10 protein-coding genes are annotated in these 13,300 nt (G+C 53.2%); 9 read left to right on the top strand and 1 reads right to left on the bottom strand.

Features of this window, described 5'->3' with window-relative positions; genetic code table 11:
- Positions 1-367 precede the first annotated feature (367 nt).
- The 6 genes from A3842_RS22175 to A3842_RS22150 all read left to right on the top strand — a co-directional run bounded on the left by A3842_RS22175 (position 368) and on the right by A3842_RS22150 (position 5,032).
- On the top strand, positions 368-571 hold the full coding sequence (locus A3842_RS22175; RefSeq protein ID WP_074086743.1) for a CsbD family protein: 204 nt from the start codon (positions 368-370) through the stop codon (positions 569-571).
- A gap of 52 nt (positions 572-623) precedes the next feature.
- The gene (locus tag A3842_RS22170; RefSeq protein WP_074086744.1) at positions 624-890 is read left to right on the top strand and encodes a hypothetical protein; all 267 of its coding nucleotides are present in this window, start codon (positions 624-626) and stop codon (positions 888-890) included.
- A 156-nt stretch (positions 891-1,046) separates the two neighbouring features.
- The gene (locus A3842_RS22165; RefSeq protein ID WP_074102761.1) at positions 1,047-2,444 is read left to right on the top strand and encodes a sensor histidine kinase; all 1,398 of its coding nucleotides are present in this window, start codon (positions 1,047-1,049) and stop codon (positions 2,442-2,444) included.
- A gap of 119 nt (positions 2,445-2,563) precedes the next feature.
- Positions 2,564-3,835 (top strand): MFS transporter, encoded by a 1,272-nt coding sequence (locus tag A3842_RS22160; RefSeq protein ID WP_083606779.1) that lies wholly within the window; start codon positions 2,564-2,566, stop codon positions 3,833-3,835.
- 53 nt (positions 3,836-3,888) lie between these two features.
- Positions 3,889-4,557 (top strand): NAD(P)H-binding protein, encoded by a 669-nt coding sequence (locus A3842_RS22155; protein ID WP_074102760.1) that lies wholly within the window; start codon positions 3,889-3,891, stop codon positions 4,555-4,557.
- Between the two features lie 94 nt (positions 4,558-4,651).
- Positions 4,652-5,032, top strand: coding sequence for a RidA family protein (locus A3842_RS22150; protein WP_074102759.1), 381 nt, complete (start codon positions 4,652-4,654; stop codon positions 5,030-5,032).
- A gap of 95 nt (positions 5,033-5,127) precedes the next feature.
- Here A3842_RS22150 and A3842_RS22145 read toward each other — a convergent pair whose 3' ends face one another.
- A complete protein-coding gene (locus A3842_RS22145; protein WP_074102758.1) occupies positions 5,128-5,886 on the bottom strand; it encodes a tryptophan-rich sensory protein in 759 nt (252 codons plus the stop codon).
- Positions 5,887-6,082: 196 nt separating this feature from the next.
- Between A3842_RS22145 and A3842_RS22140 the strand changes: the two genes are divergently transcribed.
- The 3 genes from A3842_RS22140 (at position 6,083) to A3842_RS22130 (ending at position 13,257) form a co-directional block, all read left to right on the top strand.
- The gene (locus A3842_RS22140; protein WP_074102757.1) at positions 6,083-8,533 is read left to right on the top strand and encodes a glycoside hydrolase family 31 protein; all 2,451 of its coding nucleotides are present in this window, start codon (positions 6,083-6,085) and stop codon (positions 8,531-8,533) included.
- 816 nt (positions 8,534-9,349) lie between these two features.
- Complete coding sequence (locus tag A3842_RS22135; protein ID WP_074102756.1) at positions 9,350-12,439, top strand: DEAD/DEAH box helicase; 3,090 nt, start codon at positions 9,350-9,352, stop codon at positions 12,437-12,439.
- Between the two features lie 32 nt (positions 12,440-12,471).
- Complete coding sequence (locus A3842_RS22130) at positions 12,472-13,257, top strand: hypothetical protein (RefSeq protein ID WP_074086751.1); 786 nt, start codon at positions 12,472-12,474, stop codon at positions 13,255-13,257.
- The last annotated feature ends 43 nt before the right edge of the window (positions 13,258-13,300 follow it).

The following is a 13,300-nucleotide window of genomic DNA, read 5'->3' as shown; positions in this document are numbered from 1 at the left end:
GACATTTATCACTTTTGAATCCGTCCAAAGACCCTTTTTGTAGCAGCCTTATGACATATATCGGCGTATAATAGAAAAAAATTTAATTATCTCGTTTCATCTTCGATGGCATTCTAGCATAAGCAGGACATAATACATGTGAAAATAATCACTTAAAGATAAACTTTTTTATTGACAGTTGAATTATATCAAATTTTAAAATACTAAGATACTAGTTTAAAGGACTATTATGTGACAGAAACCGACGGGGGTTGCTGTTCTTTTCTGCGGCCGGGATTAGATTCATTTTTAAGGATCAGGGGTAATGATTTTGTAAGACATGAGCCTCTGGTCATACTAAAAAGGCACCTAAGGAGATGAGCATGTAATGGATAGTAATGTAATCAAGGGAAAGTGGATGCAGCTTAAAGGTGAGGCCAAGAAACAATGGGGACAACTTACAGATGATGATCTTGATGTTATCGACGGTGAGAAGGATAAGCTGGTAGGCAAACTTCAGGAACGTTATGGCCATACCAAAGATGATGCGGAAGCGGAATACCGCAGCTGGGAGCAATCCATCCGCCACTAATATAACACACCCTCAAAACAGGATAATCACATAAACAGGAGAGGCGATGTCTATGTATAAATCCCATGTCGTAACCGGCAGAATTATCGAGATCAACGCTGATCGGGTACTTACACAGCAGGGAGAGATGTTCTGCAGCTTTCATCCCCGGTACTATATGCTTCCGGATGTTGAGACATGGACACCTGAGGAATGTGACCTGAAAGAGGAGCCTGTAATCATATTGCATGAGCAGAGCGGAGGCCAGAGCTTGAAAAGCCGCTGGAGTTCTATAAGGCCCTGGTTTCCGCAGCATAAGAAGAGCGCAAATCGTATCTGATTTGCGCTCTTCTTATGCAGAAAGGCATATATCGGAGAAGGATTTGGGCCTGGTTCGCAGGTATTAATGGGACTGTAATTTCATGTGTTGATCCTACTATTATGGTACTATGATTGATAAGAATTACATATTTGTAAGCGTTGAAGGAGTGGTGCTATGGAATACTTGAAGATTTTTTTTATGAACACAGCTCTGCTGATTACTGTCGCTTATCTGGCGAATTTAATATATAAGCATACTATTTCTCATGCTCCAGAGACTGTCAAAAAGGCAAGCTGGGTCGTGCTTTCCATCTTTGCCGGTTGGATCACGATATTGTTTGGCTACAGACTGCATGAGAACGCCATCTTTGATTTGAGGTTTGTGCCGCTGATTATTTCTACGCTTGCATTTCCCCAGCCCTTTATTCTAATTATCATCGGTGTTGGCATAGGCTTGACCCGTCTCATCTTCGGGATGAACGAGGCGGCGGTAGCAGGCGTGCTGAATTTATCGATTCTGGGCTTCGTCTGTGCCGGGCTCAGCTACTGGGTGCGCCGCACCACGGTTACGATTGTGGGTAAGGGTCTCCTTATCATTCTGGTTGTGAATCTGATGAATGCGGTGAATATCATTGTTTTTGGAGTGATACCGGATCGGGTGTACATAACGGAAATTATGCCTATCACACTGCCTGCCGGGATTGTTCTCAGTATGCTGTTTTCGCTGATCATCCGTGATTTCCAGCTTGATCTGCAGCGCACCGGCCAGGTAGTAAGGGCGAACAAACTGCTCTCCGCACAGGCGGAAGAGCTGCACAAGAATAAGATCGTGCTGGAGGAAAGGGCCAAGCAGCTGATGCTGGCCTCCCAATTCAAATCGGAGTTTTTGGCTAATATGTCCCATGAACTGCGAACACCTCTCAACAGCATCATTAATTTATCGCAGATTATTGAAGAAAATGATCAACAGCTCACCCCGGAGGAGATCACCGAATATGGCTTGATCATTCACCGGTCCGGCGGAGATCTGCTGGCGCTGATTAATGATATTCTGGATCTCTCCAAGGTAGAGGCGGGCAAGCTGGATGTGGTTAACGAGGAGTTGAATGTCAGCGAGATTCCGGAATTGCTCGCGCTTCAGTTTACTGTGGTGGCCAGAAAAAAAGGATTGGAATTCAATATTAACCTTAGCGAGGACGTCCCCGCGGTAATTCATTCCGATCCCCAGCGGGTGCAGCAGATTCTCCGTAATCTGTTATCCAATGCGTTTAAGTTCACTTTGAACGGCTTTGTATCGCTGAATGTTCGAATGATAGAACGTTCAGAAGGGCAAGCCCTGAAGCGCTGGGTGGTCTTTGATGTACAAGACAGCGGAATTGGAATCGCCGCCGACAAGCATACGGTAATCTTTGAGGCCTTTCAGCAGGCGGACAGCAGCATCAGCCGCAAGTATGGAGGGACGGGCCTCGGTCTGTCCATCAGCAATGATCTGGCTAAGCTCCTGGGCGGCTACATTACACTATCCAGCAAGGAGGAACAAGGCAGCCTCTTTTCCCTATATTTGCCACTGTGATCGTCCGGGCAAGAAGGTGCTTGGAAGTCCAACTTTATTTGTGATTTTGGCGTATTGACAGGAGCTTGATGCGGAGTAGAATGAAGCAAAAGCCGCATCAAAGGAGTGTTATCACCCCCATGAACATCATGAGAAACAGGCTTGGCGGTTCACGTCCAAAAGTTCTCCGCAAAGCCTCAGTACATCGTAAGAATCTGCAGATCGCAACGTTTGAGGGGATACCATCAACGATATTTCAGGTGCTGCTCCAAGGGCAGTTTCTGACAGGCTTTCTGTTATATCTAGGAGCCAGCTCCAGCCAGATAGGTTTTGTGATTGCACTTACTACACTGGTTAATGTAGCGCAGATAGGTGTGGCTTTTCTGATTCAAAAGCTGCCGAGCCGCAAATGGGCCATGGTAACCTTTATCGGCTTACATAGGCTGCTCTGGGGCTCCACGGGGCTCGTTCCGTTTATTTTTCCTCAAGAGCACTGGGTCACCGCATTTATCGTATTATATACGATTGCATTCATTGCCAATACAGCCGGTGGTGTTTTGTGGAGTTCTGTGATCAGTGACCTTGTTCCCGCACGGGTGAGGGGCCGTTACTTTGGAATCCGCAATACGTTTCTGAATGCCCTGGGAAGTCTTGTGATGTATGGCGGAGGCATTGTACTAGACCGTTATCCGGGAGGGCACGGGTTTCTGATTCTGTATATTGTGGTCTGGATTTTTTCCATCTCTAATATCATTGTGTTCTTTTTCTATCCGGACGTACCGTTTGAGAAATCGGAAGAGAAGGACTTTCTGCCGATGCTCAAGAAACCGCTGCATGACACGTTGTTCATGAAATCTACGCTGTTCCTGTCCGCATGGCTGCTGCTGCAGAACCTGACAGTGCCGCTCTATTCCTATGTCATGCTGCAGCTGCTGAATATCAATTATGAGACCTTGTCCCTGCTGAACGTCTCACAGACGATCTTTATGATGGCAAGCTTCTATGTGTGGGGGAATCTGAACGCCAAGTACAGCAATAAGCGGCTGCTGCTCTGGACATTGCCGATCATTGCCATATCCTCGTTGCTCTGGGGGCTGCTGTCTGTAATGCCGATGCTGCTGGTGCTGTTCGCCGCCCATATTGTGTTCGGTGTGGGAGTAGGAGGCTTCAACCAACTGGCCTTTAACTTCATCATTGGCGATACACCAAAGAAAGAGCGGCCAATGTATATGGCGATGTATGCGGCTCTGACTGGACTCGCTGCGTTTTTTGGACCGCTTATCGGAGGGCGGATTTATGAGTGGATACAAGAATGGCCGCAATGGATGCAGGTATACGGGATGCAGATTATCGTAGGGACGTTGATGCTTCTTCTCGCACTGCTGCTGGGCCGGCGTATTCTGAAAGACTAACTGCAGAGGATGGCCAGGTCTTCCTCTTATTTCGGATGAAAGGAGACCATTCAATGACGAGAATTGCAGTAGTGCTGGGGGCTACGGGTCTTGTAGGCCGTGCGCTTACGGAAGATCTGCTGAATGGGGGTTGGGAGGAAGTGCGTGTGCTGGTGCGCCATCCGATGAAGCTTCAGCATCCCGGACTGAAGCAGGTTATCATCGACTGGGAGCAGCTCGCACAGTACAAGGAACAGTTTGCCGGTGCTTCTGCTGTCTTCTGCTGTCTTGGAACAACCATCAAGACAGCTGGCTCGCAGGAGCAGTTCGAACGAGTGGATCTGGAATATCCGCTTGCTGCCGCGTCACTGGCCAAAGCAAGCGGCGTGAAGCAGTTTCTGGCGGTTTCATCGATGGGGGCAAGCGTCAAATCGCGCAATTTCTATTCCCGCACCAAAGGGAAAGTGGAGGAGGGGCTGATTGCTGCCGGTTTTCAGGGACTCCATCTGTTTCGCCCTTCCCTTCTGCTGGGAGAACGTGAGGAATCCAGGCCCGGTGAACGGGCAGCCGCCGTTGTGATGAAGGCACTGGACTTTGCCATGGTCGGACATGCAGCCAAGTACCGGGCAATACCCGCAGCGAAGGTGGCTAGAGCAATGATGAACATCGCCCTTGCCGATACGCGCGGTGTTCATGTCTATACCAACGAAGTCATTCATGTAATTGGAAAAGTGGAGGCCTGAGGTTTGCAATAAGCTTGGCTCAGGACGTACAATGGGACATAAATCATACGTACATAGAGAGATCACTGTCTTGTACAGCAAACAGGAGGAGAACATGAGCAAAAAACAGGTGGCAACCGCAAAAGCCCCAGGCGCAATCGGCCCTTACAGTCAGGCGATCATGGCCGGGAACTGGGTATACACTTCGGGTCAACTGGGTCTGAACCCGGAAACAGGGGCTCTGGCAGAAGGTGTAGAGGAGCAGGCCCGTCAATCGCTAAGCAATGTGAAGGCGATCCTCGAAGAGGCTGGCGCATCCCTTGAGCATGTAGTGAAGACGACCGTGTACCTAAAGGACATGAATGATTTTGCGGCTGTAAACGAAGTGTACAGCACATTCTTCACGGAGCCATATCCGGCACGCAGCGCTGTTGAAGTTGCACGTCTGCCAAAGGATGGACTTGTAGAGATTGAAGCGGTAGCCCGGAAGAAATAAGCCTAAGGGTTATGAGAGTCCCTGAGTGTTTCCGTACCTTGGAAGCACTCAGGGATTTTTTTTGAACAGATAAGTTTGAACAGATAAGAATGACCTCAAAATTTACTCCGGCGTGGTGTCAGCAGCAGCCAAGTGCTGTAGAGCAGCAGTAAGCCGGCAGCGACTAGCCCCGTAATAAACACACTGCCGGTATCTTTATGCTCCAGGGCAATGGCGATGAAGGCCCACACGAAGACCAGCGGATAGATCCTGTCCCGGTAAGGGAAACTGACAATAACAGCGAGCAAAGTGCCGACACAGAGCATAATTACGGCCCAGGTGGAATCACTTAACCCGAAGCCGTCCCACTGGTTCTTTTCCAGGACGACACTAACATTGACAATAGTGGCAACGGAGATCCAGCCCAGATAGAGGCTGAACGGCAGCTTGACCAGCCATTGTTCCCCTGGAGTGGGGCTCGTGATGCTGCGGGTTTTGCGGTAGATGACAATCAGTGTAATCAGCATCAGCAACATAACCGCGAGGGACAGTTCAATATAGAGATATTGCCAGAGGAACAGCCAGCCCATATTAAAGATGCAGCTAAGCACAAACCAGATGCTGATCGGCCGTACGGAATCCCGGGAGCTGGTACCCTGCCGGAATGGATAGACGATGAAGCCGGCGAGCAGCAGATAGATCAATGACCAGATGGAAAAGGCATAGCCGGCAGGTGTCAGCAAGGTGTGATACCTGTCCGAAATTTCACTGGTGCTGTTCCCGCCAAGCGGGAGGGTCACCGATAGGGTATTTACGACGAGTACACCAAGGAAGAACAGCAGATTCCACCATTTATAAGAATTGTTTCGAATCATTTTCATTCACTCCCTAACCCTGATTATTTAGTGCTGAAGCTGGCGTCTACATAGAATATACCCGCATTCACAGCTGATAAGACCATTTTTGGCAAAAAATGACCAGAGGGTCATAAAGTTTTCGGATAGCAGTCCGGTAACGCTGGGTAATATGTATTAAAGTAAAAGCCGCAACAGCCGAAGGGGGAAAGCAAGCATGGAGAGCAGTGAAGCGATTCGTCCCGAGAAAATGGGTCCGCTGGTTATGAAGGAGACCTGGAATACACCTGGAAGCTTGGTATCCTGGGAACGCTCTGAGAATATATACATTGTCCAGGGAGAACGCGGAGGCATTGTTTTTGTCTTTTTGAATGACGAAATATTCCGGATGAAGGTGTTTCGGGACAAGGTGCCTGATCTGACGACGACTCCGGCGGTGCTGGCCGAGAGCTGTATCCCGCACTTGTTCCCTGTGGAGGAGAATAACGATCAACTGACCTTTACGACCAGTGCAATCAAGCTGATCATTGAGAAAACGTCCCTGCTGCTGCGTGTGGAGAACATGGACGGAGAGATTGTTATGCAGCAGAATCTGACGAGCTGGAATCCGCGCGGCGCGAGCCACGCTGAATATGATATGCAGCCGGACTCCCACTTTTACGGGCTGGGGGAGAAGGCAAGCTTTCTCGACAAGCGCGGGGAACGCTACACCAACTGGAACACCGACGTTTTTGCCCCCCATTTGCCGGAAATTGAAGCTCTATATGAGTCCATTCCGCTGCTCATTCATGTGCATGGCGAGCTGTCTTATGGCCTTTTCCTGGACAATACGGGCCGGAGCGATTTTGACATGCGCTCGCACGGGGTGGCGTTTACCATCGGCTGTTCTACGGGGGCCTATGATGTCTATTTTATCAACGGTCCTGATATGAAGGATGTGGTCAAAAGATACACCTCACTGACCGGCCGGATTGCACTGCCGCCCAAATGGGCTATTGGCTATCACCAATCACGCTACAGCTATATGAATCAGCAGGAGGTGCTTCAGCTCGCCCGGACTTTCCGCGAAAAGAACATTCCATGCGATGTCATTTATCTCGATATCCACTATATGGATGAATACCGGGTGTTCACCTTCGATCCGGTCAATTTCCCCGAACCTGAGAAGATGATTGCCGAGCTGGGCGAGCTGGGGGTGCGGATTGTGCCGATTGTAGATCCCGGTGTCAAAAAAGACCCCAACTATGAAATATATAAGCAAGGGGTGCTGGAAAAACATTTTTGCCGTTTCCTGGAGGGTGACATCTTCTTCGGCGAGGTCTGGCCAGGGATCAGCGCGTTTCCCGATTTCAGTGATGTCCGCACTGCCGAGTGGTGGGGCGATCTGCACAAATACTATACCGACCTGGGCATTCAGGGCATCTGGAATGATATGAACGAGCCTGCGGTGTTCAATGAGTCGAAGACCATGGACCTTGATGTGATGCATTTCAACAATGGCCGTCCGGTCACGCACGAGGAATACCACAATCTGTACGGAATGATGATGTCTAAGGCTACGTATGAAGGACTGGCGGAGCATATGGGCGGCGAACGTCCTTTTGTACTGACACGGGCCGGGTATGCGGGAATTCAGCGCTATGCCGCTGTGTGGACCGGGGATAACCGCAGCTTCTGGGAGCATATGGCGATGGCCATGCCGATGGTACTCAATATGGGGCTGTCCGGTCTCGCTTTCTCGGGGCCGGACATCGGAGGGTTTGCCCACCATACCTCTGCCCAGCTGCTGGTGCGCTGGACGCAGATGGGGGTCTTTTTCCCGTATTGCCGCAATCACTCTTCCATCGGCACGCTGCGCCAGGAGCCCTGGTCATTCGGGGAAGAGGTGGAGGCGATTCTGCGGGAGTTCATCGGACTGCGCTACCGCTGGATGCCGCATATCTATAATCTTTTCCATGAAGCTGAAATGACGGGCCTGCCCGTGATCCGCCCGCTGATTCTGGAATACCCGCGTGATCCGCATGTGACGAATCTGTGTGACCAGTTCCTGCTTGGGGAGAATGTGGTGATTGCTCCAGTGTACCGGCCGGACACGGACCACCGCTCCGTCTATCTGCCGGAGGGGCTGTGGATCGACTATTGGGACGGAGAGGTTACCGAGGGCGGGCAGCATATTTTGGCTGCTGCCCCGCTGCGGATTATGCCGATGTACATCAAGGCAGGGACCTTTGTGGCCGAAGGACCGCTTAAGCAGTATGCGCTGGAGAATACGGCCGAGACGATGATCTTTCATCTATATGGTGCCCGGGCGCGGGATGGGTTCCTGGCCTCCTTTTCCCTCTATGAGGACGACGGACATAGCTTCAACTATAAGGAAGGGCTCTATTCGGAGATCAGCGTCCATGCGGAGGGAGAAGAGGGTGAACTGCGCCTGGGCTGGACCTATACGGTCCGCGAGTACGCGCCGCGAAGGGAAATGCTGCGCTTTGCGCTATGCTATCCGGAATTCACTGCAGCTTCTGTAGACGGGCTTGCCGAAATCAGTCTGGAACAGCTGGAGGAGGGCCGGACGGGCTGGGCACGCAACGGCGGAAATGGCGCGCTTCTAATCCAGGTGAACGATGATCCGGATGGCGGGGAGCTGCGTATTCAGGCAGCGAAGGAGTAGAGAAGGCTGATAAGAAGGAATCGGGAGGACTGCTGATAGGAAAGACTGCGAGGGCAGGAAAAGACTTGCTGATAGTCGGACCTTTAGGATGTAAAATATGCAGGTCCAGGCCATTGGGCCACCTTGAAGGGTGGGCTTCTTACTTCTTGGGAAAGCCTGGATTTCCTTCGTTGGAGATAAGGGGGGAGAGAGTTAGGGGGCAGCGGGTAGTGAAGTGGAATTAGTGAACTTAAATGGGCTCAAAGGCGCTTTGTAAAAGGTATTAGTGGGAATTAGTAAACTTAATCTAAGTGAATTCATCTGAGAGGGTGCGAATCGGTCAGATTAGGTCTACTTTTTCCCACTAGCGATTGTGGGGAGTGGTAGGGGGAATAATTAGGTTTACTTATTCCACTTGGTTTTGCCGCTTGGTTCAACGTGATCCGGAATGACTAGAGGAAGCATAGGGTTACTCTGCGAGCAGGAATGGGCAGGTTGCAACCATGTTCGGACAAACGAGGGGAACCGCTAAATCAACCGCTATTTAGCGGTTTTTTGGCATGGATTGGGTGGATGAAGAGGGATTGGCTACCATAATGAGTGGGTAAATCCGCAAAAAGCAGATAAATCTGCAGAAAAAAGTGCAGAAAGGTTTTTAAATATCTCCTTTTTCGTATAAGATGAAGGGATGAAGAAAAAAACATTTGGCAATCCGAGGGCCGTTCATTCAGACTCTCCGGTTACCTGTAACTATATTTCTTGCGGAGAAGGATTCAGTCTTCCTGATGGGGGGCAGACTGGCTCTTTCTGTTTGCTCAAAAAGAATGGAGATCATCAATGATTAAGCATCTGTATGCAATATGGTTAGGGGACGTATTTTTCTGCTTCTCTGGCGAAACTTCGGAGCCCAAGGTAGACGCATGGACGCGTGTGGTCAAACGGCTGGAGCTTCGGAGCGGCTGGCGTCCTTTTGCGGGTGCTGCACTGAGGCTCACGGAGGTGAAATATCCGGTTGCCGCCTCTGCGGAAGGGAGAACCACGCGGCGCGGCTTGCCGGGGCGGACGCTTGAGGGGTTGGCCCTCGCGCCGAAGGATGCCTTCGAGCTGCTGCTCGGCTGGGACGAGCAGCTATGCCGCAGCCAGGGCCTGGAGCCGGGCGGGGAGCTGCGCTATTGGGCTGCCGCCGCCCGCTTCGCGCTGGAGCTGATGGGCACAGGCGGTATTGTGCCGGGGGCGCTGCCGCCCCGGCCGTTAGGCTCCCGCCGCCGCGGAGGAGAACAGGCGGCGTCGGCTGCCTGGTCTCCGGCCTTCCGGCAGGAGGCAGACAGGGAGCTGTTCCTGCAAATGGCGGCATCTATGCCGGTGCTGGCGCTCGGAACGCATGTGGCAGAGGAAGGCGACCTGTCTTCCCGTGAAGATGCCGGTGCATATGTGCTCTATTCCTTCCTGCAGTCGGTAATGACTGCGGAGATCAAGCGGGTTGTTGCACAGAACGAAGTGAAGCTTGCACCGTACAAGGCGAACTACCGGCGCGGCTACTCCCCTTTGACAGAGCTGTGGTGGAACAGCCTGCTCACGGGTAGCCGCGATATCCCGGTACAGGGAACACAAGCCGAAGTGACGGAGCTTCTGGCTGCAGTGAACGGAACCGCCGGCAACGAAGTGCCGCATGCGGAGACAGAAGAAGCACGCAGCGGACAGCTCAGCCTGGGGCTGCGTCTGGAGCCGCCCGCGGACGAGAACGAGGATTGGCGGTTGTCCTTCTGGGTGGAGAGCCGGGAAGAGGGGGAATTCTGGCTACCAGCCGCGGCAATCTGGAGCAGCCGTGAACGCGAATTCACGCTCTGGGGCAAGCGGTACCGTAATATTCAGCAGCAGCTGCTGTCCGCACTGGGCCGGGCAGGCAAGCTGTCGCCGGACATTCAGCGGGCGCTGACCGTACCTGCTCCGGACAGTGTGAAGCTAACGCCGGAACAGCTCTATTTGTTCCTGAAGGAAAGTGTACAGCCGCTGCGTGAGCGGGGCATTACTGTGCAAATGCCGTCCCGCTGGAGCCGTGAGGGCCGGCGGCGGATCGGAATGAAGATGAAGATGCAGCCGCCGGCTGGCGGAATCGACGGCCCCGCCCAGGCTGCACTGGGCATGGAACAGCTGATTTCCTTCCGCATAGAAGCTTCGCTGGGGGATTCGGATGTCACTGAGGACGAACTGAACGCATTGGTGGAGGCTGGCGTACCTTTTGTACGGTTCCGCGGGGAATGGATTGAGATTGATCCGAAGGAGCTCCGCCAGGTGCTCAGATATATGAAGCGTAATGAAAGCGGAGAAATGTCGGCAGCAGACTGGATGCGTCTGGAAGCCGAAGCAGGCGAGGAACGGCTGTGGAAGGGGATGTCGGTGACCGGAATGGAAACCACCGGTCTGCTGGCTTCGCTTATGCAGGGCGACATGCTGCGGCATCTCCCGCTGCGTCCGGTCCCTCCCGATTTACACGGAACGCTCAGACCATACCAGGAACGCGGGTTTCAGTGGCTGGCCTCGCTGAGCGGGTTAGGCTTCGGGGTCTGTCTGGCGGATGACATGGGACTGGGAAAGACGGTCCAGGTGATTACCTGTTTGCTGGATCGCGCGCTCACTGCGGAGCCGGAACAAAAACACGAGCCTGTGCTTATTCTATGTCCGACTTCCCTGCTGGGGAATTGGCAGCGGGAACTGCAGCGTTTCGCGCCTTCACTACGGGTGCACATTCATCATGGGGGGCGCCGGATTCGCGGCGAAGGCTTCGCCCAGCTTGCGGCCAGTCACGAAATCGTCTTGACCACGTATCATCTCGCCGGACGGGACAGTGAGGATTTGGCAGGTGTAAGGTGGTCAACGGTGGTCCTGGACGAGGCGCAATACATCAAGAATCATCGTACCAAGCAGGCACAGAGCGTGATGAAGCTGTCGGCGCCTCACCGCATTGCTATGACGGGTACTCCCGTAGAGAACAGACTGGGCGAGCTATGGTCTATCTTTCACTTCCTGAATCCGGGATACCTGGGAACGTACCATTCGTTCCGCCAGCGTTATGTTTCCGGAGAAGGAGGAGAGCGGCTGCGCGAGCTGCACCGCCTCGTGTCGCCTTTCCTGCTGCGGCGTCTGAAGAGTGATCCGGATATCTCCAAGGATCTGCCGGAGAAGCTGGAGCTGAAGCAGTACTGTGCGCTCACAGAAACTCAGGCAGCGTTGTATCAGGGAGTAGTCAATGAAATGCTGGGCGTAATCGGAGAGCGCTCGGGTATGGCCCGCCGGGGTCTGGTGCTGTCCTCTCTGACCAAGCTGAAGCAGATTTGTGATCATCCGCAGCTGTTCCGCAAGGATGAGGGGCGGGGACAACGCAGTGAGGCTTCGGGCAAAATGGACGTCATGTTCGAGGTGCTGGACAGTATCGCTGAGCTTGGAGAATCGGCACTCATCTTTACCCAATATGTGGCGATGGGCGAGCTGTTGGTCAGCAGGCTGGCCAGACGGTATGGCAAAGCACCGCTCTTTCTGCATGGCGGGGTCCCTAAGCGGGAACGCGATGAGATGGTGCATGCTTTTCAAGAGGGGGAAGGCCCTGCCTTCTTCGTTCTCTCGCTCAAAGCCGGTGGTGTCGGGCTGAATCTGACCCGGGCCAACCACGTGCTGCATTATGACCGCTGGTGGAATCCGGCAGTCGAGAATCAGGCGACCGACCGGGCTTTTCGGATCGGGCAGCACAAAAATGTGCAGGTGCATAAGCTGATCTGCCAGGGAACCCTTGAAGAGAGAATTGATGAGCTGATCGAACGTAAAAAGAATCTCTCAGAGCAGGTCGTCGGCTCCGGCGAAAACTGGCTGACCGAGATGTCGAATCATGAACTTAAAGAGCTCATTGAGCTGCAAGGGCAGGACTGGATGTAGCGGATACGGACGAAATAAAGGAGGAATCAGCAATGAGCGGAGGGCTTGAGCTTCGGCTGGACATCCAGCCCGGTAGGGTAAAAGCAAGAAGTCTTCAGGGGTCCGGGTCAACGCCGGAACTGCAGGGTGTGCGAAAAGCAGCATCAGCCGTACAGGAGCCGGAAGCCGCAGCGGTTCTTTCTTTGGAAGTTCCGCCATGGACGGCTGAACGGAAAAGAACGGTTCTGCGCGAGCTCGCTGCGCATCCGGGAGAGCTGTATGGACTTCTGCAGGGAGAGTTGAGCGTAAGGCTTGCCGGGCTTGGCCTGCTGCCTGCAGAGGAGGAGCTTGCCTCTGCGGTCTTCGGGCAAGAGCTCGACGCCGCAGACAAGGCCCGGCTGCAGACCCTGCTGACGCAGCGGCTGACGGAGGAGCCGCTGCTGGCTCTGTCGTTGCGCGGCCTGGGAAAGGAAGAGCTGCTGGCAGGCGTATTTGGCCTGTGGGCCGAAGCCGGCACCGAAGAAGAAGGAGAAGCTGTGCCGGACGCTTCAGGTGCACTAGCTGCGGAGCTTGCCCGGCTGGAGCGCAAGGGTCCTGCGGTCGCCTCAGGAGAATGGATGGCAGAGGCTGCCGCCGAAGGCTCGCTTCACCAGCCGGGGCCGCTGTTTCACGAGATCGCAGCCCGGCCGTTTCCGGTGTCTCCAGTGGTAGCCGTGCCAACAGAGGATTGGAAGTCCCTTCTTCCACAGACCCCCAGAGCGACCGAAGGGCTGGCGCTGATCATGCGGGAAGTAGCCGAGGCGGCTGCCCGCCGGGCTGCCGGGCTAAGTAAGATGTGACCATGAAGCGGAATTATACGAAAGGCAGCATATGAACAGGTTA

Origin of the sequence: Paenibacillus sp. P3E (assembly GCF_001909045.1) — a bacterium.
GTDB lineage: Bacteria > Bacillota > Bacilli > Paenibacillales > Paenibacillaceae > Paenibacillus_AQ > Paenibacillus_AQ helianthi.
Note: the sequence above shows the minus strand (reverse complement) of the source record. Positions and strands in the feature narration are given on the sequence as shown.